At 51.0% G+C, this 24,659-nt stretch carries 18 protein-coding genes and 5 tRNA genes; 3 read left to right on the top strand and 20 right to left on the bottom strand.

Features of this window, described 5'->3' with window-relative positions; genetic code table 11:
- The first annotated feature begins 2 nt into the window (after window positions 1-2).
- Window positions 3-1,517 carry an FAD-binding domain-containing protein gene (locus ATY27_RS10270; protein ID WP_208930570.1) on the top strand — a complete coding sequence of 505 codons (1,515 nt, stop codon included), beginning with the start codon at window positions 3-5 and terminating at the stop codon, window positions 1,515-1,517.
- On the opposite strand, the gene ATY27_RS10265 is transcribed toward ATY27_RS10270, so the two are convergent.
- From ATY27_RS10265 to ATY27_RS10225, 9 genes are all read right to left on the bottom strand, one after another.
- Entirely contained in the window at window positions 1,496-2,488 is a 993-nt protein-coding gene (locus tag ATY27_RS10265; protein ID WP_208930569.1) for a M28 family peptidase, read from the bottom strand. The two genes, ATY27_RS10270 and ATY27_RS10265, sit on opposite strands and share 22 nt — an antisense overlap.
- Window positions 2,466-3,641 (bottom strand): tetratricopeptide repeat protein, encoded by a 1,176-nt coding sequence (locus tag ATY27_RS10260; protein ID WP_208930568.1) that lies wholly within the window; start codon window positions 3,639-3,641, stop codon window positions 2,466-2,468. Before ATY27_RS10260 ends, ATY27_RS10265 begins: the two co-directional genes overlap by 23 nt.
- Before the next feature lie 183 nt (window positions 3,642-3,824).
- Window positions 3,825-4,313: a phosphohistidine phosphatase SixA gene (gene sixA / locus ATY27_RS10255; protein WP_208930567.1), complete on the bottom strand. Its 489-nt coding sequence runs from the start codon at window positions 4,311-4,313 to the stop codon at window positions 3,825-3,827.
- A 542-nt stretch (window positions 4,314-4,855) separates the two neighbouring features.
- Window positions 4,856-4,940: transfer RNA gene (locus ATY27_RS10250), tRNA-Leu, on the bottom strand.
- A 46-nt stretch (window positions 4,941-4,986) separates the two neighbouring features.
- Window positions 4,987-5,071, bottom strand: a tRNA-Leu gene (locus tag ATY27_RS10245).
- A gap of 220 nt (window positions 5,072-5,291) precedes the next feature.
- A complete protein-coding gene (locus ATY27_RS10240) occupies window positions 5,292-6,245 on the bottom strand; it encodes a 2-oxoglutarate and iron-dependent oxygenase domain-containing protein (protein WP_208930566.1) in 954 nt (317 codons plus the stop codon).
- Between the two features lie 15 nt (window positions 6,246-6,260).
- Complete coding sequence (locus ATY27_RS10235) at window positions 6,261-7,475, bottom strand: NupC/NupG family nucleoside CNT transporter (protein WP_208930565.1); 1,215 nt, start codon at window positions 7,473-7,475, stop codon at window positions 6,261-6,263.
- Window positions 7,476-7,829: 354 nt separating this feature from the next.
- Window positions 7,830-8,462: a uridine kinase gene (udk, locus tag ATY27_RS10230; protein ID WP_208930564.1), complete on the bottom strand. Its 633-nt coding sequence runs from the start codon at window positions 8,460-8,462 to the stop codon at window positions 7,830-7,832.
- A 158-nt stretch (window positions 8,463-8,620) separates the two neighbouring features.
- Entirely contained in the window at window positions 8,621-11,809 is a 3,189-nt protein-coding gene (locus ATY27_RS10225; RefSeq protein ID WP_208930563.1) for a TonB-dependent receptor, read from the bottom strand.
- 361 nt (window positions 11,810-12,170) lie between these two features.
- Between ATY27_RS10225 and ATY27_RS10220 the strand changes: the two genes are divergently transcribed.
- Window positions 12,171-13,349: an endonuclease/exonuclease/phosphatase family protein gene (locus ATY27_RS10220; RefSeq protein WP_208930562.1), complete on the top strand. Its 1,179-nt coding sequence runs from the start codon at window positions 12,171-12,173 to the stop codon at window positions 13,347-13,349.
- Between the two features lie 111 nt (window positions 13,350-13,460).
- Here ATY27_RS10220 and gpt read toward each other — a convergent pair whose 3' ends face one another.
- From gpt to ATY27_RS10190, 6 genes are all read right to left on the bottom strand, one after another.
- A complete protein-coding gene (gene gpt / locus ATY27_RS10215) occupies window positions 13,461-13,937 on the bottom strand; it encodes a xanthine phosphoribosyltransferase (RefSeq protein ID WP_208930561.1) in 477 nt (158 codons plus the stop codon).
- Window positions 13,938-13,952: 15 nt separating this feature from the next.
- Entirely contained in the window at window positions 13,953-14,654 is a 702-nt protein-coding gene (gene deoD / locus ATY27_RS10210; protein WP_208930560.1) for a purine-nucleoside phosphorylase, read from the bottom strand.
- Between the two features lie 20 nt (window positions 14,655-14,674).
- Window positions 14,675-15,892, bottom strand: a complete 1,218-nt coding sequence (locus ATY27_RS10205; RefSeq protein WP_208930559.1) for a phosphopentomutase — start codon at window positions 15,890-15,892, stop codon at window positions 14,675-14,677.
- A 323-nt stretch (window positions 15,893-16,215) separates the two neighbouring features.
- Window positions 16,216-16,291 (bottom strand) — tRNA-Phe (locus ATY27_RS10200).
- Window positions 16,292-16,306: 15 nt separating this feature from the next.
- A tRNA-Thr gene (locus tag ATY27_RS10195) sits at window positions 16,307-16,382 on the bottom strand.
- A gap of 69 nt (window positions 16,383-16,451) precedes the next feature.
- A tRNA-Phe gene (locus ATY27_RS10190) sits at window positions 16,452-16,527 on the bottom strand.
- Between the two features lie 254 nt (window positions 16,528-16,781).
- Here ATY27_RS10190 and ATY27_RS10185 point away from each other — a divergent pair.
- Complete coding sequence (locus ATY27_RS10185) at window positions 16,782-19,478, top strand: ATP-binding protein (protein ID WP_208930558.1); 2,697 nt, start codon at window positions 16,782-16,784, stop codon at window positions 19,476-19,478.
- Between the two features lie 40 nt (window positions 19,479-19,518).
- Here ATY27_RS10185 and kdsA read toward each other — a convergent pair whose 3' ends face one another.
- The 5 genes from kdsA to prfA form a co-directional block, all read right to left on the bottom strand.
- Window positions 19,519-20,358 (bottom strand): 3-deoxy-8-phosphooctulonate synthase, encoded by an 840-nt coding sequence (gene kdsA / locus ATY27_RS10180; protein ID WP_208933478.1) that lies wholly within the window; start codon window positions 20,356-20,358, stop codon window positions 19,519-19,521.
- 63 nt (window positions 20,359-20,421) lie between these two features.
- Window positions 20,422-20,796 (bottom strand): SirB2 family protein, encoded by a 375-nt coding sequence (locus ATY27_RS10175; protein WP_208930557.1) that lies wholly within the window; start codon window positions 20,794-20,796, stop codon window positions 20,422-20,424.
- A 160-nt stretch (window positions 20,797-20,956) separates the two neighbouring features.
- On the bottom strand, window positions 20,957-22,510 hold the full coding sequence (locus ATY27_RS10170) for a DUF3369 domain-containing protein (RefSeq protein WP_208930556.1): 1,554 nt from the start codon (window positions 22,508-22,510) through the stop codon (window positions 20,957-20,959).
- Between the two features lie 194 nt (window positions 22,511-22,704).
- Window positions 22,705-23,559: a peptide chain release factor N(5)-glutamine methyltransferase gene (gene prmC / locus ATY27_RS10165; protein WP_208930555.1), complete on the bottom strand. Its 855-nt coding sequence runs from the start codon at window positions 23,557-23,559 to the stop codon at window positions 22,705-22,707.
- On the bottom strand, window positions 23,559-24,650 hold the full coding sequence (prfA, locus tag ATY27_RS10160) for a peptide chain release factor 1 (RefSeq protein ID WP_208930554.1): 1,092 nt from the start codon (window positions 24,648-24,650) through the stop codon (window positions 23,559-23,561). The genes prmC and prfA overlap by 1 nt, the downstream gene beginning before the upstream one ends.
- Window positions 24,651-24,659 lie beyond the last annotated feature (9 nt).

Below are 24,659 nucleotides of genomic sequence, written 5' to 3'. Positions count from 1 at the left end.
CCATGCTGACGCTGGTCTGGTTTAAACGTGATCTGCGGATTGACGATCATGAACCTTTGGTACGCGCGCTGCAGCAAGGCGCGGTTTTACCGCTTTACATTATTGAACCGGATTATTGGCAGCAACCTGACACTTCGGTGCGCCAATGGCAATTTGTGCGCGATGCCGTCTATGGCTTACATCAGCAGCTGAGCCAACTGGGCCAACCTTTGCTGGTGCGACGCGGGCCAGCCACGCGGGTGCTGCGCGAGCTGTGCCGGGAATTCCCGCTGCAACAAGTGGTCAGTCATCAGGAAACCGGCAATCTGTGGACTTATCAGCGTGACGAAGCGGTCGGCAAACTGCTGCGGGAACTTGGGTTGCCTTGGCAGCAATATAGTCAGCATGCGGTTAAACGGCGTCTGCAGCATCGCGATCAATGGTTTGAGCAGGCCGATGCGTTTTTACGTAGTCCCTATGTTGCCACTCCGAATGCGTTGCCCTTTTTGACTGCGGCCCCGTGGCAAGAGGCATTGTGGCAGGCACCGCAGCGCCGAGAATTACCGCCGGTCGTGCAGATCCAGCAAGCGCATGCATTGCAACCGACACTGGATTCGTTCTGGCAGTTTCGGAGTAAACATTATCAGCGTGATATCTCAATTGCGGCGCGGGCCGGCCAGAGTTGTTCCAGGCTCAGTCCTTATCTGAGCGCCGGTCAGCTCAGTCTGCGCCAGCTGCAGCAACACACTTATCTGCAAATGAAACAACAAACCGATCCGCGACAACAGCAGGCCCTGGCGGCCTTTTTCAGCCGGCTGCGCTGGCATTGTCATTTTATGCAGAAACTGGAAGATGAACCGCGCATTGAATTTTCACCAATGCAGCCGCTGTATCAGGGGATGCGTGACCAGTTTGAACCGGCGTTGTTTCAGGCCTGGCAACGCGGTGAAACCGGTTATCCGCTGATCGATGCGGCGATGCGTTGTCTGGTCGCAACCGGCTGGCTGCATTTTCGGGCACGGGCGATGTTGGTGTCGTTTGCCAGCTACCAGCTGTGGCTGGACTGGCGCCCGGTGGCCTTGCATCTGGCCCGTTGCTTTACCGACTACGAACCCGGCATCCACTATCCCCAAATCCAGATGCAGGCTGGTACCACGTCAATCAATCCGAACCGGATGTATAACCCGCTGAAACAAAGCCTGACGAAAGACCCACAAGGTCATTTTATCCGCCAGTGGTGTCCGGAACTGGCGCGCTTGCCGAATGACTGGTTGCACCAGCCCTGGTTATTGCCCGCAACATTACAACGACACTATCAATGGGTGCCGGGGCGCGACTATCCCTTACCTATCGTCGATTTAGTTCAGGCGACCCGGCTGGCGCGCAGCCGGCTGACGCAATGGCACAGCCAATATGACAAACAAGTCTGGCAACAAGGCCGCGAAGTTGTGCGGGAACGCCATGCAAGCCGCAAACGGCCGCCAGAACGCCGCCCGTCTAAAACTGCACCGGCGCCTCAGTTAACGTTGGATTTCTGAGCCGCAGCCAGTTCAGCCAAAGGTAATGCGTCGGCCCAGCGCCGGCTTTGCTCAATCAATTCAAGCGCAGCACGGAAATACCCCGGATCAATCCGTTGCCAGTCATCTTGTGGCGTATGGTATTGCGGATGCACGTCGACACCAAAATACAAATACGGCATCCCGGCCTTACGAAACACCGCATGGTCACTGGCATTGGCCCAATCAACGGCGGCGTTGCTGTGGCGGCCGAGCCGTGACTGCCGGCCGTCATGCGCCAGCGTCAGTTTTAACGGCGTTTTTGCGGCGGCAGCGAACGTATTCAGCTGTGGTAATTGTTTTTTACCGGCCAGATACAAACGCTGATTCATTTCACCGCGGCTAATCATATCCAGATTGATATTCAGCAGCAGTTGCTCGCGCGGCACCGGCGGCGCCGCCAGAAACGCTTTAGCGCCATCCAGCCCCAGCTCTTCGGCGTCGGTCGCCACAAACCAATACGAATAGGCCGGACACTGCGTCATTGTCTGCGCTGCCAGATACAGCAAGCCAGCGACACCGGATGCATTGTCATCAGCGCCATTAAAGATCTTTTTGCCGCGGGGTTTCAGATGATCGTAATGGGCCGTGACGACGATATAGCGATCGGGATGCACACAGCCGCGCCGCAGACCCAGTACATTGACGCCCTGGCGTTGGCTAAAGCCTTCTTTAAACACAAAGGGTTGAAAATAACTGTCGCCCGGCGCTTGCAGCTGTAACTCAGTAAAACGCGCCTGCAGATATAGACGCGCCGCCTGATTGCCGGCCGTGCCAGTCGCGCGGCCAGCCATGTCGTCTGCTGACAACTGCTGCAGATCCTGCCAGGCCTGCATCCAGCTGGTGTCGCTATGCGCGCTATTGTTGGCTGACGCCAACGGCAGCATAACGCAGAGCGACAGCAGCAAGCCGATGCGCACAAGCTGCTGTTTAATCAGCTTGCGCCACTGCATTTAACATCTCAATTTTGTGGTCATACAAACGGCGATCGGCACCCGGAGCTGCATGCAGCCGCGCGCGCTGCAAATAGCCTGACGCCGCAGCATAGTCATGCTGCAGAATAGCCACACGCGCCAGACCAAACAACGCCTCCGGCATTTTTGGTTCTAAACGGATACTGCGGTGAAAAGCGATTTCTGCATCGTTAAACCGCTGTTGACTCAGTGCTTCATTGCCCTGCATCACAAAATAATACGGATTACGCAGTCGTGTTTGCTGCACTTTATCACTGAGCCGCATCGCTTCATCATGACGGCCCAGCAAGTCATATAAAATCGCCAGATTGGCCATGGTATTTGGATGTTCCGGTTCAAGTGCCAGACTTTGTAAATAGGCCAGTTCGGCGGCTTCGGGCATACTGCGCTGACGATACAATACAGCCAGATTATTCCAGGTAGCTGCGACGGCAGGCGCCACAGCAGCTGCTTCCTGTAAATACCGATAAGCTAAATCAAACTGCTGCGTCAGCATCGCATCTGCAGCTTTATTGTTGTAAAACAACGCCACGATATCCGCTTCGCGAATTTTGCGCACCGGCAGGCGCTCGCGTGAGCCGCCTGCCCGTTCAAAATCAATCAGGAAATTGTGATCAGCCGAAATAAAGGTTTTGGCCAGCGTTTGCAGATAAGGTGGCGTGACTATCAGATTGACATGGCCATTCAGCACACTGGTGCCATTGCGGGTGATCCAGTATTCAGGGATTTGCACATCCTGAAACTGTACGCGAAACCCCAGCGATCGTGCCAGACTATAAGACAAGATAGTCAGTGACAGGCAATTCGCTTCGCGTTGTTCATAGGTTTCTAATGCCGTGAGTGTGGCATTATTGACGTATTGCAAAGGGTCGGTCTGCTCACGAAAAATAAACTTCAATAACGCCAGGCTACGTTCCCGCGGGTCGCTGTAAGCAAGGACTTCCTGTCGCGCCTTCAGCACTAAATCTTCCGGCAGTTTAAAAATCTGTTCACGTGTTTCGATAGGTGTATCAACCGGCATAAATGCCTGATCTTGTAATAGATCGTCGGCGGAACGCAGCATTTGGCTGCTTGGCGTTTGCTGACAACCGGTTAATGCCGCAATCAACAGGATTAAAACTATTCGCCACATCACACACCTCCACCACAGCTGAAGTTGTCGCCCGTGGGATTTCAGGCAAGCAATACTTCAGCTTAGTGCTTTGTGACCCGTTTATGACCAATATTTGTGACCAGCAGGGCAAAGAAGGGATGAAAAGACGACCACAGGACTGGCAAACTCTGGCAACTTAACGTAACGCAAAGCGTCGGTTGATCAACGCATCAGCTGGCAAGGCAATGACCATAATAAACGCCAGCCCGCCTGCGCGTCGTATTGCACAGCCACCAGCGTGCCCTTTTTAATCGACAAGCGGTTTGCACTGCAGTCCAGCATCAGCGCCAACAACTGGGATAACTCAGGTTCGTGCCCGACTAATAGCAACTTAGCCGGCCAGTCTGCCCGTGCCTGTTCAATTTGTTCCAGCTGTATTTTCGCCGCGGTGCCATGCGATAACCACAAAGTTTCCTGAACTTCGGTTTGCACATCGGCACTGGCGCAAACCAGCATCGCAGTTTGTAAAGCACGGGGATAAGGACTGGTCAGCACCAGATCCGGCTGTAACTGCTGGCGGCGGACAAAATTGCCGATCCGCATCGCCTGCTGCCGGCCTTTTTCCACCAGACACCGGTCGACATCGGGCCGCAACACCGATCGGTCTTCTGCTTTGGTATGACGCAACAGGTAAATGGTTTGAACCGACATAATCACTCCGGGCACTGGTCAGCTCCCAGTGTCAGCGATCCAGATGACAACAACAAGACAGAAAGTAATCAGGCGAGATTCCGGTTGAACACCAGAGCCTCTGGCGAAGGCTGGTTGCGAAGCAATTTTTTACAGGGATGTAGAAAACACAAAACCGCTAGGAGGCGGTTTTGGACGGCGGAACGCCGGTCCCGCAGGGATTTTTGGCGAACGCCAAAAACACAAAAACGTCCGGAACGTTTTCACTCGCAACATCCATGTCGCTCGCCTGACGGCAGCTAAAGCTGTGCAACACGGCAATCCTACCGTTTTTTGGACCGCCATTGGGTGAAGCCGGTCTTTCAGCAAGCCAATAGTTTGGCTTGCTGCCGGCTGAACGCCTGCGCCTCTGGTGCAGGCCGGAGGGTCACGTAGTGACATTTTACAGGGATGTAAAATGCAAAAAATCGCCTGGAGCGATTTTTGACAGCCGCAGGCTGGTTGCGAAGCAATTTTCTACATGGATGTAGAAAACAAAAAATCCAGCATTAAGCTGGATTATTTGGTGCCTAGGGGGGGACTCGAACCCCCACGCCGCGAAGCGCTAACACCTGAAGCTAGTGTGTCTACCAATTCCACCACCGAGGCATGTGTTCTGCGTATTTTGCAATACGACTTTATTTGTCTGCGACTTTGGTGCCTAGGGGGGGACTCGAACCCCCACGCCGCGAAGCGCTAACACCTGAAGCTAGTGTGTCTACCAATTCCACCACCGAGGCATATGCCGCCGACGCCGTGCATATTATGCGCCACTGACAAAGTCGTCAACTGCTGAATGCAAAAAATCTGGCAAAAGCGGTTTGATTGCACAAATCATCAGCAACCTGCAGAAATCTGCAACAGAACCGCCTGCGTTGTCGCTTTTAATTGCCGGGTACGTCGTGCTGCCGGCATAAAAAAACGGAGCCCCGGGCTCCGTTTTTCAGATCAAAACTAAAATCAATACTTGGCTTTTTTCAGCAGACCAATTTCTTCCAGACGTTGTAATAAATAGTCGTTGGAATTAATCGGCTGCGGATAGCGGTCCGGATTCTCAGCACTGACACAAGAACTCAGCGTTTCGATAACAAAGTCCGGATTCGGGTGCATGAAAAACGGGATCGAATATCGTGGCTGACCTGCAGCAGCGCCAGCCGGATTCACCACGCGATGCGTCGTTGACGGTAGCACATGGTTAGTCAGACGTTGCAGCATATCGCCGATATTGACCACGATAGTGCCCGGAATGGTCGTCACAGGCAGCCAGCTGCCGTCGCGACGTAAAATTTCCAGACCTGATTCGTGTGAACCCACCAGTAAGGTGATCAGGTTAATATCTTCATGTTGGCCGGCGCGAATACTTTGCGTCGATGTATCCTGGATTGGCGGATAATGGATCGGCCGTAAAATCGAGTTGCCGTAATTCACTTTATCTGCGAAGTATTGTTGTTCTTGCTTTAAGAACAGCGCCAAAGCTTCCAGCACCTGGCAACCGAGGTTTTCCAGCGCCTGATACAGTGTATACGTCGCCGCCTTAAACTCTGGCACTTCGCTTGGCCAGACATTCGGATACAGGCATTCGTGCTGCGCCGGACCATTGAGCTCGCGGCCAACATGGAAAAACTCTTTTAAATCCGGATGCTTGCTGTCTTTGGCTTTCTCAACGCCAAATCCCGTGTAGCCCCGCGCGCCGCCTTGACCCGGCACATGGTACTGCTGTTTTACTTCAGTCGGTAAAGCAAAAAATTGTTTAATTGCTTTGTAGGTTTCCCCAACCACTTCGTCTGCAATGCCATGGCCACTAATACCACAGAATCCAAACTCAGTGTAGGCTTTGCCAATTTCGGCAACAAAGGCGTCTTTGTCGGTGGCAAACCGTCTGATGTCCAACGTAGGGACTTGTTGTTGAGTCATAATATCGACCTGTTTTTAACTTAACGAGAAGAAAAAGCCTGCAATTGCCGCACTCATCAGGTTCGCTAATGTTGCGGCAAACAGTGCTTTTAAACCCAGCTCTGCGATATCACTGCGCCGACTTGGCGCCATACTGCCAAGACCCCCCAGCAAAATGGCAATCGACGAGAAATTCGCAAAGCCACACAGCGCTATCGTGACAATAATCTGCGTATGCGCCGACAATTCACCGGCCTGCACATGCTTCATAAAATCAACGTAAGCGACAAATTCATTAATCACCAGTTTCTGACCGATAAAACTGCCGGCCAGACGTGCTTCTTCCCAGTTGACGCCCAGAATAAACGCCAGTGGCTGGAACAGATAACCAAATATCAGCTGCAGAGTCAGACCTTCAAAACCAGCCAGCCCCCCGACCCAGCCAACGATACCGTTGACCAGCGCAATCAGACCAACAAAAGCCAGTAACATTGCGCCAACATTCAGCGCCAGCTGCAAACCGCTGGCTGCGCCTGATGCGGCGGCGTCGATCACGTTGGTATTGTTTTCGTTTGAACTGATTTCGGTTAAATCGTTTTTCGGCGTATCCGTTTCCGGCAACAACAGTTTTGCCATCAACAGACCACCTGGTGCTGCCATAAAACTGGCCGCAATTAAATACTTAAGCTCTACACCCATACCGGCGTAACCCGCCAGTACCGAGCCGGCAACAGAAGCCAGGCCGCCTACCATCACGGCAAATAACTCAGAGCGGGTCATGGTCGGAATAAACGGCCGCACTACCAGTGGTGCTTCGGTCTGGCCAACAAAAATATTCGCCGCCGCGCTCATCGATTCCGGCCGGCTGGTACCAAGCAGTTTCTGTAAGCCACCACCAATGACGCCGATAACAACCTTCATCACGCCGATGTGATACAGCACCGCAATTAACGATGAAAAGAAAATAATGACGGTCAGCACGTGAATGGCAAACACAAAACCATATTTTTTCGCACCGGCATCACCGAATAAAAATAAAATGCCTTCGTTGGCATAACCAATCACCGCACCAACCGCGTTGGACACACTGATCAACACATCTTTGCCTGCCGGCACATATAGCACAAAAGCACCAATCGCCAGCTGTATTGCAAAAGCACCACCGACTGTGCGCCATTTAATGGCATGACGGTGGGTCGAGCAAAGATAAGCGATTAATAAGATGGCAGCGATGCCAACTAAACTCATCATATTGATTTTCCTTGGATTTTAGGTCCGCTACAGCACTGCGGAATTATTGTTCTTGTGATGCTGAAATCCTAGGATAGCATCAAAAGATCAAGTAGTTACAGTTTCAAAGCGGGAGCCGGAGCTGAGTGCTCTGGCTTGGAATTGCTCTTATGGGGTTGTCTGAACTTGAAGTTTTGCCGGTCGATTATATAGCAGAATACTTGCAGTTGAAAAGAGACTAATTTAACAGCAATGCAAACAAATAAAAGACAGAATATCCCTGCTTGTTCGCTACCAGTTCAAAGATAATCAACGACAATCACTAAAAACAACAAATCCCGCCTTAGCGGGATTTACTTACCATGTGACGCTCGCTTAATTGGCAAGCAAGGCGCGGATTTTTGTTTTCAGAATATCAATCGCAATCTGGTTTTTACCCCCGCGGGTCACCACGATATCAGCATATTGCTTAGACGGCGCAATGAATTCAAAAAAAGCCGGCCGCACGTAGTTTTCATATTGTTCTGTGATGGAACTGATAGTACGACCACGGTCTTCCACATCGCGTTTGATCCGGCGCAGCAAACAGATATCCAGCGGCGTATCCATAAATACTGTGATATTAAACTGCTCACGCAGGCGTGCATCGGTCAGCAATAAAATGCCTTCGACCAGCACCACTTTGGCTGGTTGCACTTTAATCGTCTCGGTTTTACGGGTATGAGTTTTATAACAATATTGCGGCATTTCCACCGCACTGCCGTCGCGTAGCTGCTGTAAATGCTGCGCCAGCAATTCGTGTTCAAAAGCTGCAGGATGGTCATAGTTGGTCAGCACGCGCTGGTCCATCGACAGATGATCCTGATTCCGGTAATAAGCATCCTCTGCCAACACGGAGATACGTTCTCCGCCAAATTCTGCCACCAATTCCTGATAGACGGTGGAAGCAAATAAACTTTTGCCAGACGCTGAAGCGCCGGCGATAGCGATGATGGTAGGTTTGGCCACGGTGAACTTCTTCGAATAGTCAGGTAGCAGTATTATTAACGATCAGCTCTGTTTTAACAGTTCAGACTGAAAATATCCTATCGCTCTGACAAGGTCATTAAAACAAAAAGGACGCTGGCTACTTGAGCCAGCGTCCTGCTATTACCAACAATCTGAAATCAGAACCGGTAACTTACACCAACTTTGATACGGTACGTTGACTCAGGAGCAAAGAACTCAGAGTAATGTACGTTCGGTGTCGTATTGATGTCCGGTGCACGATAAACCAGTTGTTTCGTGTTTGGATCGTATGAAGCATCCATCAGGTTGATAGAACCAAAACGAGTGCCGTATACCTGACCCCAATCATCGTTTAACAAGTTCAGGAAGTTAGTAATAGTCACATAGAATGTTCCGCTATCACCTTCAGTGAAACCTGGCAATTCCTGACGGATACTTACGTCCATTGAACTTACCCATGGTGAATCACCAGCGCCTTTCGGAGCAAAACCACCAGCATAACGGTCTAAACCAAGGGCTTTAACGCGCTCCATAAACAAGGTTTTGTCCTGAGCACTGAAAAAGCGGATAGCCGGGTCGTTTTCAGACGTCGGGATATATGCCAGGAAAGCTGAGTTCGTAGTTAATGGACTCAGGAAATCACCCGGGTTACGCAATGGACCGTTGGTGCCGCCATTGCCAGACTGGTCGTCCATATCAAGGTTATTCATGATATAGGTAACCGGACGGCCTGAACGACGCTCAAAGAACATATTGAAATTCGTTGGGTATCCGCTGATAAATTCAGCCGAATAATCCAGACTCAACACAAATCGGTGTTTTGTTTCGAATGTTGAGCGACCTAAGATTGCATCGTTACGATTAACAACGATGTTATTACCGAAGTTGCTGCTAGCAGTCGAACTAGTACTTACGTGTACATCTTCAACATCTTGATTTGTATAAGAGAAGGTAGAGCGAATACCACTTTCCCACTCTTTGCTCAATGTGGTGCTCAGGATCTTAGACTCAGCTTCCAGATCTGTATTCGTCAGCATGATATCGCGACGTAAAGCACTGTTTGAGCTGTAAACATTCATCAAGCCGTTCAGGATAGTACCAGTCTTGCGACCTGGAACATCCAGTGCTATGTCTTTCCAGTATGAATCGTCCTGTTTACGCATAAACATATATTCAGTCGACCATTGGAAGTCTTCACCAATGCCTGGAATTTCGAAAATATAATCGGCAGCCAGTTGTGCACGCCAATCAGATGGAAGCTCGTAGTTTGGATCGACGAAGTTCACATCGGCTGATAAAGCCCGACCTGATACAGCATCTATTAAAGCCTGCGGTACACGAGATAAATCAACATTGCTATAAACAGGTGAGCTGGACAGTGAACCTGTATCACCTACACCAACACCAGTGTTTGAATAACTGTTAGATACCCAAACCGTTGGCTGACCGCCAGAGAACCGGCCGACACCGCCGCGCAGAGTCAGGTCAACTGTTGCATTGTAAGTAAAGCCAAAACGAGGTAACAGAATATCGATCCCGTCCAGGTTCTCGGTATTTTCCAGACCGTTACGCTTAACAAACGCAGTGTTTAATGCAGGTACATCATTAGACGACAAACGCTCATATCGAACGCCGAGATCCAGCGTCAATTCATCACTGACTGCCCATTCGTCCTGCAGATACAGCGCATGCTCGTCACGAACGAAGCTAGCAGCTGCATCTGACGGGTCGCCACTGAAGGTATTGCGATAGTTAACTTTGGCGCGACGTGCAGCAAAATCAGCAAGGCTGGCAAACTCATACGAACCTTTAGTGTTTTGTAAAAACAGGTTGTAGATGTCTGAACGTTTCAGCTGATAACCAAATGTCAGGTGATGTTCATCCAGCAGGTAGTCGCCATCCGCAGCTAAAATCAAAATCTTTTTACGTAAATCATTTGAATGGCGCGACGTATCAGAGCCAATACCAATGTTGCCTTCGGTATTACGGGTTGCACCTGGAATAGTCTTGATAGTGACGTCGCCAATTGCACTGTTCAGTGAAGCCTGAACCGTGTCGACCTGCATATAAGTCGCACTTAATTGGGTAGAGAAATCAGAATTCCAATCAGAATACAGTTTGTATGCGAAGTTATTCAGCGTTTCTTCTTTGTTATACCAGTTTGACGACATCCGCAGTAAGTTGCGGCTTGTGGTCGTGTTTTCGGTTTTGTTGCCTTTGTTGTACTGATAAGTCAGAGCTGAACGATGCATATCGTTCATATTCCAATCTAATTTGATCAGCAGCTTTTCGTCATCTTCAATCGGAGTAAAGTCCCATGAACCAGCATCCTGTCCATAAACTTCTTTGGCAATACGAATAACTTCGTCATAGGAAGCTTGAGTTGCGAAAGCTTCATTCGATGAGCCTGAACCTTTTGGTCCCCAAATTGGCAGTGTTTTGTTTTCGAACTTTTCAACGGCGGTGAAGAAAAACAGTTTATCTTCAACAATGGCGCCACCTAACGTCGCACCGAAAGTCTTCGAATTGTAATCCAGTGGAACTTCACGATTAGTCAGTTTGCTGTAAGGGGTACCAGCCATGCTGTCATTCATGAATTCAAACATTACTGAACCAGCGGTATCATTTGTACCAGACTTGGTTACAGCATCAATTAACGCACCCTGAAAACCACTTGCTTTCGCATTAAACGGCGAAGTTTCGATGGAAATTTGATCAATTGCATCCATTGAAATTGGTGGACGTTGTGTCGGGTAACCATTCGAGTTCAGACCGAAATCATCGTTTTGAGCAATACCATCGATATTGATACTGTTAAAACGTGGGTTCATACCCGCAACAGACAATTCGTTGTTGTTACCTGGAGAGACAACAGCCAGCGGATTATTCCGGACCATATCTTTAATATCGCGATTCAGACTTGGTGATTTTTCAATCTGATCAGCACCAAAATAACTGGCAGCGCCACTCGATGAAGTTGCAATTGCAGCACCGGTAACCGCAATACGCTCAACGGAAGCAGACTGCAGCTGACGGTTTAACTGGTAAGTATCGCCCAGTTGCAAGAATACGTCACTAACGGTTTCATCGTTGTAAGTGTCTGAGTCAACTGTAACTTTATATGGACCACCCACGCGCAGACCAGAAGCAACAAAGTTACCGGATTCATTAGTGACGACAGTGCGGCTGGTGCCTGAAGGCACGTGCAGAATGATGACTTTGGTTCCTGCGGCGGCGGCGCCTTCAGGATTCGAAATACGACCGCGGATTGCTGAAGAAGTATCAGCGCTGGCATAGCTAGAACCTAAGGCTACGGCGACTGCCATAGCAATATGTCTGATTTTCATATCGTTTTTCACCTGGTAGTTGTAGGTATTGTCAAACCCTGAAATAAACCAAACTGTATGTCCAATTTGGGTGGCAAGCTTAACGCAGTAACATTACGTTTTTCTTACACAAGCTCTTGCTGATGAAATATTAATATCAGCACGCGGAACTTATCCGCACATCTGCAGTCAAGGTGCCTGATGTCATGCGAGTGTAACATATCAGACCAGAAATATGCAGGCAGCCTAAATAAGTTTGTTTAAATTTTCGCTGCATTTTGGCGACATTTGCAGCTATCCAGCCATCTAAATCCGAAACTTCTGGGATAACGTGCCAGATCTGGTTAGGCTAGTCTGGTCTTTTTACGCCGGGTTTTTACTGATGAAATCACAAATCACAAGTCTGTTGGCCGGACTGGGGCTCTGTGGAGGTCTGCACGTGCATGCAACTGAACTGACTATTGCCACCTTTAATGTCAGCATGGAATCCGAAAACTATGTTGCCAAAGGCAGCCCGCTGGGCCCACAAGTGCTGGTACGCGAACTGGCCAACGGCCAAAATGCACAAATTCGTAATATTGCAGCAATCCTGCAGCAGGTGCGGCCGGATATTCTGCTGTTAAACGAATTTGACTACATTGCAGACCCGGCGCAGGGTGTAACGCAATTCATTCAGCAGTATCTGCATAAACCACAGCATGGCGGTCAACCGCTGCAATATCCCTACTTTTATTACCAAACGGTCAATACCGGTCAGCCGAGCGGTTTTGATTTGAATAATGATGGCAAAGCCGAAGGCGCCGAAGACGCCTGGGGTTTTGGTCATTATCCGGGCCAATATGGCATGCTGGTGCTATCACGTTTCCCGATTGATGCCGAAAAAGCACGGACCTTTCAGCACTTTAAGTGGAAAGATTTGCCGGGACATAAAGTCACCACTAAAGCAGATGGCAGCCCCTGGTTCAGTAAAGACACCTGGGAGCAGATGCGCTTATCCAGTAAATCACATTGGGATTTACCGCTGAATGTCGATGGAAAGCCGCTGCATTTATTAATCAGTCACCCGACCCCACCGGTATTTGATGGCCCGGAAAACCGCAATGGCCATCGTAATCATGACGAAGTGAAGTTCTGGGTCGACTATATATCTGGCAAAGCCGACTACATCTATGACGACAAAGGTGGTCGCGGCGGTTATCAGACAGATGCACCTTTTGTGGTGATGGGGGATCAGAACTCGTCACCAGATGAAGGTGATGCGCATCGCGATGCCATTCAAGCCCTGGTTTATCACCCAAAAATCCAGCATGAACCTGTACCGCAAAGCGCTGGTGGCGCGGCGCACAGTCCGGATAATCCGCTGGCGAAATTCCACACCGCCGGCTGGCGGATGCGCGCTGATTATGTGCTGCCGTCAAAGCAAGGTATTACCGTACACAGCAGTGGTGTGTTCTGGCCGGTTAAAGGTGAAGCCTTATACGATGCAGTCGCCAGCCGCGGCGCCAGCTCGGATCACCGGCTGGTTTGGGTGAAGCTCAGTCTCACCGGCGAAAAAAAATAAGTCTTTTTTGCTGATCAACAGCGGCAATTGCTCTCACGCCGCCGTTGCACTGTCGGTTCATAGAAATAAAAAAGCAGCCGAAGCTGCTTTTTTTATTTCAAAGACAATTACTTACCGGGGTTGTTCCGCCAGTGGCGCGCTGTAGGCCAGCTCCATATCCCAAGGCAGATGGATCCAGGTGTCCTGCTCAATGTCGGTGACGTATTTGTCGACCAGTGCTTTACCTTGTGGCTTAGCATAGACAGTAGCAAAACAAGCTTTAGGAAACCGTTCACGCAGTGCGCGGGCGGTTTCACCGGTATCAACTAAATCGTCAATCACCAGCAAGCGCTCTGAATCTGGCAGCGTGGCATCTTTCAGCACCTGCAACGAGCGTTGTTGATCATGGTCATAACTGGAAACACAAATGGTGTCCAGCACGCGGATATTCAGTTCGCGCGCGATGATAGTTGCCGGCACCAGACCGCCGCGGCTGACCGCGACAATACTGTCAAAATTACCGTGCAGACACATTTTTGCCAGTTCTTTGGTCGCGCGGTGGAACGCTTCCCAGGACACATAAAAGTTTTTATTGCCGGATAAAGACATGTCAGAACTCTCCTGTTACACCAAGGCCAGCGCGATTTCGACCATTTCGTTGAAGCTGGTCTGACGCTCATCCGGGCTTAACGATTCACCGGTACGGATATGGTCTGAGACCGTCATGATCGCCAGCGCATTAATGCCATACTCGGCAGCAACGCCGTACAAACCGGCCGCTTCCATTTCCACGCCGAGAATGCCGTATTTTTCCAACGTATCAAACAGAGTGTCGCTTGGGTTGTAGAACAGGTCTGACGTAAAGACATTACCGACTTTCACGCCGATATTTTTCGCCCGGGCAGCAGCCACTGCGCGCTCCAGCAGGTCATAACTTGCCAGCGCGGCAAAATCCATACCCTGCAGACGGTTACGGTTCACGGCAGAATCAGTGCTGGCGCCCATAGCAACTACGACTTCACGCACTTTGACCGACAGCGGCAAGCCGCCACAAGAACCGATCCGGATAATGTTTTTTACACCATAAAACTTCACCAGCTCGGTGGCATAAATTGACATCGACGGCACGCCCATGCCTGAACCCATCACGCTGACCGGTTTGCCCTGATATTTACCGGTGAAGCCATACATATTGCGCACAGTGTTAATGCACTGCACGTCAGTCAGGAAGGTATCGGCGATATGTTTAGCGCGCAGCGGGTCGCCCGGCATCAACACAGTTTCAGCAAAAGCGCCAGCAGCGGCGTGGATATGTGGAGTGGTCATAAACTTAATTCTCTGATTATTTAATGAGTACGGGTGAGTTCTGTCAGGAACGACTGGCCATACGCCAGGGTATCCAATGCAAAATACTCAGCAAAGGTCTGGCCCATGTCGGCAAAGCTGGCGCGCTCGCCCAAAGAGCCGGCGGTGATTTGCGGGCCGTAACACAATACCGGCACATATTCCCGGGTGTGTTCGGTGCCAATCCAGGTTGGATCACAACCGTGATCTGCGGTCAGCAGCATCAGACTGTCTGGCTCCAGCATCGCCATCAGTTCCGGCAGCCGGCTGTCGAAATACTCCAGCGCGTCACCATAGCCAATCGGATCCCTGCGGTGGCCGTAGTTCTGGTCAAAATCCACCAGATTGGTGAAGATCAGGCTTTTATCCGGTGCGGCTTGATATTCGCTGATGGTTTTGTCCACCAGTGCCTCAAGGCCATTGGCCTTCACTGCTTTACTGATGCCCTGATGAGCGTAGATGTCAGCGATTTTACCTATGCTGACCACAGTGCCGCCGGCAGCGGTCAGTTTGTCCAGTACTGTCGGCGCTGGTGGTAATACCGAATAATCACGGCGGTTACCGGTACGGGCATAGTTATTTGGCGCATCGCCTGAAAATGGCCGCGCAATCACCCGGCCGATATTGTAATCGTCCAGCAACTGGCGGGCAGTTTCACAGAACTGATACAAGCGTTCCAGACCAAAATGGCTTTCGTGGGCAGCAACCTGAAACACGCTGTCGGCCGAGGTGTAACAAATCGGCATCCCGCTGCGGACATGTTCGTCACCGAGGCGCACCAGAATGTCGGTGCCAGACGCATGACAATTGCCCAGAATGCCGGGCACGCCGGTACGGCGGCATAATTCGTCGATCAGTTCTGGCGGAAAGCTGTGTTGTTTATTCAGGAAGTAGCCCCATTCAAACAACACAGGCACGCCGGCGATTTCCCAATGGCCACTTGGCGTATCTTTGCCACTCGACAACTCGCGGGCATAACCATAGGCCCCAACGGCGGGCTCATTGTCAGTCACGCAAGCCATTTCAGAAGAGGCCGCAAAAGCGGCTTTAACGAGACCCAGTCTCGCCAGGTTTGGCAGTTGCAACTGCCGGCCTTTTTGATTGGCAAAAGCCCGGGCAATACTGGCAAAGGTATTGGCCCCGCTATCACCAAATTTATCAGCGTCCGGCGCACTGCCGACACCAAAACTGTCCAATACCAGAATCACAGCTTTTTTCATGGATTGACCCCTACAGCGCTTGATCTGCAAGCCAGTGGACTCACAGCAGATTTGATAACCATAGCTGAAGCGGAAACTGTTGATACTCAGTCTGCACTGACCGCTGCTTTTTTCAGCAAAATGACAAAACCAGTCCCTTGTTGCAGCGCGAATGCAAAAAGGGGCACGCAGATTAGAACGAACGCGAAGAATTAGCAACAACTTAACTGATTGCTGACAACACAGGCCTGATAACAGAGCCTGATGAAGCGATGACAAGACAGAGAAAAAACAGACAACACTGAAAAACAAAAGCCCCGGACACTGTCCGGGGCTTGTTGTTTTGGTGCCCAGAGGCGGAATCGAACCACCGACACGCGGATTTTCAATCCGCTGCTCTACCGACTGAGCTATCTGGGCAAAACTGGTCTTGAATGGTGCCGCTTATCCGAGTCGAACGGATGACCTACTGATTACAAGTCAGTTGCTCTACCAACTGAGCTAAAGCGGCATATCTCAAGCGAAACGGTTTTTGCTTGTGTAGCGAATTGATGAGGAAAATCAAGACACTAAAAATTTGTGGTGCCCAGAGGCGGAATCGAACCACCGACACGCGGATTTTCAATCCGCTGCTCTACCGACTGAGCTATCTGGGCAACGGGGGGTATTAAACGGATTTTGCCGGATCAAGTCAACTTTTTTTTGGCAAGAGCCTGCTAACCGCTTATGGATTGACCAATTCCGGCTATTCTGCTGAAACTATCAGCATATTTTCAGTCAATGACGACGAATACAGGCATGGCTGATTTTGAACCCAGCCTGCTTAGGTCGCAAATTTTCTGAAAGTTCTCAGATAATTAGAAAATACTGATTAAAATGAAAGAACTTCCATCTACCCGTACCCATCCATATGCCGCAATCAAGCTTTAAAACGCCGCTGTTTCTCATCTGGCTATTGGCTGTTGGCAGTTGTTTATTGTTCAGTGCGCTCTGGTGCCAGTCCTGGTATCAACAACATCAGCACGAGAATGGACAACGGCTGCAATTGCAGCATCAGCTGCAGTTAATGAGTCAGTTGTTGCCGGCTAACATTGCAACCATGCCGTTGGAACAAGCGAATCAGCGGCTGATGAACCTGCTGGCTGCACCGCAGCAACAAGCCTTGTACCTGCTTGGCCCCAACCAAAAAGTACTGGCGCATACCCCTGGCCTCGCAGGTTTTAATCCGTTGCATCCTGAAGCCCTGACTGCGGAATTGCAGCTTGCGCGTCAATCAGTACCACAAGGGGAACTGATCCTGGTGGTGCGGCAGCTCCAGACCGACTGGCAGCTCTGGTTGTTACTGGCGGCGGCTGGTGCTTGCCTGTTGATATTGTTAGGGGCTGTGCCGATGCGTTTATTCGAGCGTCGTCTGCAACAGCAGCAGCAACAACTGATCGACTCATTACTGCTCTGTATTGGCAGGCAGCAGTTTGATTTGGTACTGCCTGTGCCGGATAGTTTGCAGGCACTGGAACATCCAATGCACTTGCTGTTACAACATTGCCGCGAACAACAACTGCTATTGGAAAAAGCGAAAGCCGATTGCTCCCTGTTACAACACGAACTGGATGACAAGATCCTGCAGCGCACCGAAGCGCTCGCCAGCGCCAAAATCAGTGCAGAACGGGCGAATGAAGCGAAATCGACTTTTCTCGCCACGATGAGTCATGAGATCCGGACTCCGATGAATGGCATCATCGGTACCGTCGATTTACTCCGAAATACGATGTTGAACAGCAATCAGTTCCGCCTGACCAATACGGTGCGTGAATCGGCCTTTGCGTTGTTACGCATTCTTGATGACATTCTGGATTTTTCCAAAATCGAAGCCGGCAAAATGGAAATCGAGCACATTCCATTGTCGCTGAACGAAGTGGTGGAAGCTGTCGCCCAAGTGATGTTCACTGTCGCATTACAGCGCCAGCTGCAGCTCAGTATTTTTGTTGACCCTGCCATCCCGGAAAGTCTGCTCGGTGATCCGGTGCGTCTGCGGCAGATCCTTTATAACCTGACCGGCAATGCAATTAAATTCACTGAAACCTTACCGGGACAACGTGGCAAGGTGCACATCAGGGCTGAACTAATCGACGATAATATGGAGTTTTGCCAGATCCGAATTTCGGTAACAGATAACGGCAAAGGCATGACCCCTCGTCAGCTGAATCAGTTATTCCAGCCATTTTTGCAGGCAGAAGGCTCAATCACGCGTAAATATGGCGGCACCGGCCTTGGTCTGTCGATTTGTCAGCATCTGACGGAACTGATGTTTGGCCGGATTGAAGTCCAGAGTGTGATTGGTAAAGGCAGTGAATTCAGTGTGTTGATACCGATGCGCCACGCCGAAGAAGACATCCCGCGCCAACAACCCGATCTGCTGAATCAGCGGGTGTTGATTTGCAGCGACGACAGCGCACAGCAGGAACTGCTGCAGCGGTATCTGGCATCTTTTGGTGCGACACCGGTGTTGGTCGGTCCGGCAGAATTGTGGTCATCGCAGCAGGAGGCAGATCTGGTTGTACTGGATTGCAGTCAGTCGCCGGAAAGTGCACTTCAGCAGTTACCTGTACCGCTACCTGTGCCGACTTTGTTACTGGTCGCCGCGGAATCCTCGCTGCGCAGTGCACCAGCCGGCAGCGAGGTGTTGGAGCTCAATCCGCTCTGTCGCAGCAGCCTGGCGACAGCATTGTTAAAACTACAGGGGCAGCTCAGCAACAAACCGACGTCGCAATTTCCGCAGACACTGGACAGCGGCCCGGCCGTCGCAGGCGAAAATGCGCCGTTGTTGTTATTGGCAGAAGACAATCCGATGAATCAAAAGGTATTGGTCGAACAGATACAAACGTTGGGTTATCGGGTCGAAGTGGCCGACGACGGTCAAATCGCGCTGGATAAATGGCGGCAATATCGTTACCCCCTGCTGCTGACCGATCTGCATATGCCAAACCTCAGCGGTTATGATTTGGCCCGGGCGATCCGCAAAGAAGCCGCGCAATATGATGATGAAGACATTGTATTTACCCGCATTGTTGCCATTACCGCCAATGCCCTCAAAGGTGAGGCGCAAAAATGCCTCAGTGTTGGTATGGATGACTATCTGACCAAACCGGTCGAACTGGCCAAACTGCATGCGGTGCTGCAGCGTTGGCTGCCGCTCGTTGCGCCTGAAGCGCCTGAGCCGCAACCAGCCATAGTCCAGAACATGCCGGCGGTACCGGAAGCCGCGGAGGTCAGCCCAATTTGTTTTACCACTATCGCCAATTTTCTGGGGCCGGATCCGGCGAAACATCAACAATATCTGAATTATTTTGTCAGTCATGCCGCCGATTTACTGATGCAACTAAAGGACGCCCGACAATTGCAACAGGCAGACGTCTGTCGCAGCCTGGCCCATCAGTTAAAATCGATGGCCAAGAGTGTGGGTGCTTTAGCATTGTCGGAATTGGCATTTCAGCTGGAACAGCGGGCAGAACAGCCATACTGGCCCGAATTGAGCGCATTGGCGGACGGGTTACAACAGAGTTATCAGCAAGTGGTGGTGTATGTGCAGGAACGCTACAAACGCTGAGCATCGCGCTGCAGCGTTTGTCACGGTTAAGGCGTATCGCTTAATTGGCAGATGTATCCAGCGGTGCAAAAGATTTCACCAATTGGTCCAACGCCTGCATTTGTTGCAGATAATCTTCTAACTTCGCCAGCGGTAACGCGCAAGGACCATCGCATTTGGCCTGATTTGGATCCGGATGCGCTTCGATAAACAGACCGGCCAGACCCAGGGCCATGCCAGAGCGTGCCAGCTGCGCCGCCTGTGCGCGACGACCATCGGCTGAATCGGTGCGACCGCCTGGTTTTTGCAGCGCATGGGTCGCGTCAAAAATCACCGGACCATATTGCTTCATTTCGTCCATACCCAGCATGTCAACAACCAGGTTGTTATAGCCAAAGCACGAACCACGTTCACACAGGATCACTTTGTCATTACCGGCTTCGGCAAACTTAGTGATGATATGGCGCATTTCATGCGGAGCCAGGAATTGTGGCTTCTTCACATTGATCACCGCACCGGTATTGGCCATGGCCACGACCAGATCGGTTTGACGTGCCAGAAACGCAGGCAACTGGATCACATCAACCACTTCTGCCACCGGAGCGGCCTGGTAGGGTTCATGTACGTCCGTGATCAGCGGAATATTAAAAGTGCGTTTAATTTCTTCAAAAATCCGCAACCCCTCTTCGAGGCCAGGGCCACGGTAAGAATGTACTGACGACCGGTTGGCTTTATCAAAAGACGCTTTAAACACATACGGAATACCGAGTTTTTCACAGACTCTGACATAGTGCTCTGCCACCTGCAGTGCCATGTCACGCGATTCCAGTACGTTCATACCACCAAACAATACAAAAGGTTTATCGTTGGCAACTTCCAGCTTACCAATCTGAATATTCATCGACGCCACGGGGGCCTCCTTCAATAATACGACCGACTGCTGCAGCCGGATACAAGTCCAAACTTAACCAAATAACACCGGAGTCTTAGTGATTGCCACGCGCACCATCAGTGCCAACCAGCCCAGAGCGCCGAAAAACGCGAACACCCGCAGCGCTTTGGTCCGGCCTTTTAACGCCATCACGCCAAGGGCGATGTAGGCCAGTAAACCGATAAATTTTTCAGTCAGCCACGGCGTGACAAATGGATATTGCTGAATGGTCAGCATCAGACCAACAGCAGATAACAACAAAAAGGTATCAATGACATGTGGCACTATTTTAAACAGTTTTTTCTGCAACAATGCGGAGTCACGCAGGCTCAGGACAAACCGAATAAATAACAACGACACACTGAGGGCAACCAATAACAGATGGGTATGTTTTAATGCCATGTACATTAGATTTTACTCCGGGATCAGATTGAGCAGACGCATGGGAACGACGCACAATCAATGGATTGGCTGAAGAAAAACGCATTTTGCATGTTCATCGCCAGATCGTCCATGCTTATCAGCAACAAAGCCACCAGAAGGTGGCTTTGTCAGCAGCGTATCGGCTTTATTCCTCGTCCGGATACTTAGTCAAAATCGCCTCAATTTTATCGATGCGGCTTTTCAGGATCTCCACCAGACGTGGGTCAAACTGGCGCCCCGCTTCGCTTTCAATGTGCGCCAGCGTTGCTTCGGCAGTCCAGGGGGATTTATAACAGCGGCGGTGCCGCAACGCATCATACACATCAGCGACTGCCGCAATACGGCCGTAGACATGAATTTCCTCGCCACGTTTGCCGGCCGGGTAACCACTGCCATCCCATTTTTCATGATGATCACGGGCGATCACCGCCCCCGCCTGAATAATGGCACGCTTGGAGTTTTTTAAGATCTCGTAACCGATGCTGGAATGGGTTTTCATCACTTCCCACTCGTGCTCAGCCAGTTTCATCGGTTTATTCAGGATGCCATCCGGGATACCCACTTTGCCAACATCATGCAATGGCGAGGCAAACATCAGTTTTTCTGCTTCATCACCCGGTAAGCCATAAGCCACGGCCAGTTCGTAGCAAATAAACGCGACGCGTTTGACATGATTGCCAGTTTCTATTGAGCGTTGTTCAACGGCCTCACTGAGCCGGTAAACAATCTCGCGTTGAGTATCTTCAATTTCATGCTGCAACTGCACGTTTTCATAGGCAATTTGCACGTTTTGCGAAAACAGCTCAATCAGCCGTTTTTGCGTTTCATTGACCTGATTCGGCAGCCCCGAGACATATAACAACGAACCATGGGTGAATTTACTGGTGCAGTAGGCCACCAGATAGTTTTCGCGATACACAATACTGCGGCTTCTGAGCGCCTGATGGAAAGCATCCATCAGCGTATGGTCCAGCACATCCGACACAGCACGGCCTTCCTGATGCTCAAACTCACCGAGACCGGCAAACACCACCAATTGGTCCGGATCGGTATTTTCGTGAATGTTACCGGCAACCAGTGACGAAGTGACCAGCAGCGCATTGTCATCGCAGCCCAAAATAGAAGTCAGTTGCTGCAGGACGCCATCGATGAACTGTTCCATCGAGTGCGAGGAAAACAAATCGGCAGAGGCCGTGATGATTTTCTCCAGACCGCGCCGGCTGTTGTCGATCGACAGAATATCGCGGTACGAGCGCAGGCTCGACATAATCACGGTAAAGAGTTTTTGTGCGGTCAGTTCGGTCTTGGATTTGTAGTCGTTGATGTCGTAATTGACAATCACCTGGCGTTCCGGCGCCTGTCCCGGTTGTCCGGTACGCAGGATAATGCGGACATAATGGTTGTGCAGTTCTTCACGGATGTAACGCGCCACAATCAGCCCGGCGTCATCAGATTCCATCACCACATCCAACAGAATAATGGCTGCATCGTGGTGGGTTTCAATCAGTTTCTTCGCTTCAGTGCCGGAATAAGCACTGAAAAACTCCAGATTTTTGCCCTGAAAGGCAAAATCACTGAGCGCCAGTTTCGTCACGGCGTGCACTTCCGGCTCATCGTCGACGATCAGAATTTTCCAGCTGCCGTTATGTTGCGGCGCCTGATCTTCCGGCTCATCCGCAAATAAAAAATCATTCGCCACGCTTGTTCCCTCTTGAGCTTCTGTCTGCTTAAGCTGATCTCTGTGCGACCTTCAGCTTAAGTGATTGAGATGAATTAATTATTTTAGTAATGAACAGAAATAGTTATATGCGCTAATCGCAGCGCGGTCAAAAAGATCGCCGCAAATTAGTCGTGGAAGTGATGGAGTGTTTACGTGGCGCGATGAGCTGCAGATCAGTCCGGCCGACTACCGCCGCTGATACGCCAGTTGCCGCCATAATCACGGCGTGATTGCACCGCGATAAAACCGGCATCCGTAAGGATTTGTTGTACCGCGTTGTGCTGCTGATGACCATGTTCAAGCCAGAGCCAACCGCCAGGCTGCAAATGTGCCGGCGCTTTGGCGCAAATTAACCGGATATCAGCAAGGCCGTCATCAGCTGCGACCAGCGCACTGAGCGGTTCATAGCGTACATCCCCTTGTTGCAGATGTGGGTCCGAGCCGTCGATATAAGGCGGGTTTGAAATGATCAGATCAAATCGTTTGCCGGCCACAGCCTGATACCAGTCACTTTGCACGACACTCGCATTGACCAGCTTTAGGCGACTGCGATTGCGCTCCGCCAGTGCAACGGCGTCCGGCGAAAAGTCGACAGCCGTGACTTGCCAGTCAGGCCGCTGCGACGCCAGCGTCAGCGCAATGGCGCCGGTTCCGGTACCCATATCCAACACTGTAGCTTCTGGCGGCAACGGCAGCGCCAGAGCTTGCTCAACCAATAGCTCTGTATCCGGTCTTGGGATCAATGTACAAGGGGCAACTTCGAGTTCCAGATCCCAGAACCACCAACGCCCGGTGATATAGGCGAGAGGCTCGCCACTGGCGCGTCGCTGTAACGCAGCATTTAAGCGGCTCAGTTCGGCGTCGCTCAGCGGTTGTTCCAGAAACAGCCGCTCACTGGCCGGATTTTTATCCAGCACATCGGCCCAGAGCCGGGTGGCTTCAAAAGCGAGATCGGTGGCGTGCGGGTCTTGCTGCGCCAGCGCCTGCAGCGCGTTTTCTGCCTGCTGCAGCCACTGACGCAATAACATCAGCGGTTTTCCTCGGCCAGTGCGGCCAGCTGGTCGGCCTGATATTCATGGCTAAGCGGACCTAATACCGGATCCAGATCACCTTCCATCACATCCAGCAGTTTATAGATGGTCAGATTGATACGGTGATCGGTCAAACGGCCTTGCGGGAAGTTATAGGTACGAATACGTTCAGAACGATCGCCCGACCCCACCAGTAACCGGCGTGTCGACTCTTCCGCCAGCCGGTGTTTTTCATCTTCAGCCGCCTGAATACGCGACTGCAGCACCGCCATGGCGCGCGCGCGGTTTTTATGCTGCGAACGCTCGTCCTGACATTCCACCACAATACCGGTTGGCAAGTGCGTAATACGGATCGCAGAATCGGTCCGGTTAACGTGTTGACCACCGGCCCCGGAAGCGCGGAACGTATCAACTTTTAAATCGGCCGGATTGATTTCAATGGCTTCACTTTCCGGCACTTCCGGCATAATCGCGACTGTACAGGCCGAGGTATGCACCCGGCCTTGTGATTCGGTGGCAGGGACGCGCTGCACACGGTGACCACCGGATTCGAACTTCAGCACACCATAAGCGCCGTCGCCCTGCACACTGACGATAATTTCTTTATAGCCGCCATGTTCACCGTCGTTAAAACTGATGATCTCAGTTTTAAAGCGGCGCTTTTCACAATAACGGCTGTACATGCGGAATAAATCACCGGCAAAAATCGCGGCTTCATCGCCACCGGCACCAGCGCGGATCTCAAGAAAACAGTTGTTGTTATCGTTCGGATCTTTCGGCAACAGCAGGATTTGTAATTCCTGGTCGAGGACTTCAATCCGTTCTTTACCCGATTTAAATTCTTCCTGCGCCATCTCCCGCATATCCGGATCGGCGTCTTTTAACATTTCTTCGGCGCTTTGCAAGTCGTCCTGCGCCTGACAATACAGCGCAAAATGCTGGGCGATCGGCTCCAGCTGACTATATTCGCGGGATAACTCGCGGAATTTATTCTGATCAGAGATCACGGCAGCGTCGCTTAACAGCGCCTGCACTTCTTCATAACGCTCGACCAGACCTTCGAGTTTGCGATATACCGATTCTTTCATGGAACAATA

The organism is Rheinheimera sp. F8 (genome assembly GCF_001518915.1).
This window is presented reverse-complemented; position numbering and strand designations above follow the sequence as displayed.

Bases quoted from the DNA above. Each gene is read 5' to 3' on its own strand.
- ATY27_RS10270 (WP_208930570.1), top strand. From the start codon at position 3: ATGCTGACGCTGGTCTGGTTTAAACGTGATCTGCGGATTGACGATCAT.
- ATY27_RS10265 (WP_208930569.1), bottom strand. From the start codon at position 2,488: ATGCAGTGGCGCAAGCTGATTAAACAGCAGCTTGTGCGCATCGGCTTG.
- ATY27_RS10260 (WP_208930568.1), bottom strand. From the start codon at position 3,641: ATGTGGCGAATAGTTTTAATCCTGTTGATTGCGGCATTAACCGGTTGT.
- sixA (WP_208930567.1), bottom strand. From the start codon at position 4,313: ATGTCGGTTCAAACCATTTACCTGTTGCGTCATACCAAAGCAGAAGAC.
- ATY27_RS10240 (WP_208930566.1), bottom strand. From the start codon at position 6,245: ATGACTCAACAACAAGTCCCTACGTTGGACATCAGACGGTTTGCCACC.
- ATY27_RS10235 (WP_208930565.1), bottom strand. From the start codon at position 7,475: ATGATGAGTTTAGTTGGCATCGCTGCCATCTTATTAATCGCTTATCTT.
- ATY27_RS10225 (WP_208930563.1), bottom strand. From the start codon at position 11,809: ATGAAAATCAGACATATTGCTATGGCAGTCGCCGTAGCCTTAGGTTCT.
- ATY27_RS10220 (WP_208930562.1), top strand. From the start codon at position 12,171: ATGAAATCACAAATCACAAGTCTGTTGGCCGGACTGGGGCTCTGTGGA.
- gpt (WP_208930561.1), bottom strand. From the start codon at position 13,937: ATGTCTTTATCCGGCAATAAAAACTTTTATGTGTCCTGGGAAGCGTTC.
- deoD (WP_208930560.1), bottom strand. From the start codon at position 14,654: ATGACCACTCCACATATCCACGCCGCTGCTGGCGCTTTTGCTGAAACT.
- ATY27_RS10205 (WP_208930559.1), bottom strand. From the start codon at position 15,892: ATGAAAAAAGCTGTGATTCTGGTATTGGACAGTTTTGGTGTCGGCAGT.
- ATY27_RS10185 (WP_208930558.1), top strand. From the start codon at position 16,782: ATGCCGCAATCAAGCTTTAAAACGCCGCTGTTTCTCATCTGGCTATTG.
- kdsA (WP_208933478.1), bottom strand. From the start codon at position 20,358: ATGAATATTCAGATTGGTAAGCTGGAAGTTGCCAACGATAAACCTTTT.
- ATY27_RS10175 (WP_208930557.1), bottom strand. From the start codon at position 20,796: ATGTACATGGCATTAAAACATACCCATCTGTTATTGGTTGCCCTCAGT.
- prmC (WP_208930555.1), bottom strand. From the start codon at position 23,559: ATGTTATTGCGTCAGTGGCTGCAGCAGGCAGAAAACGCGCTGCAGGCG.
- prfA (WP_208930554.1), bottom strand. From the start codon at position 24,650: ATGAAAGAATCGGTATATCGCAAACTCGAAGGTCTGGTCGAGCGTTAT.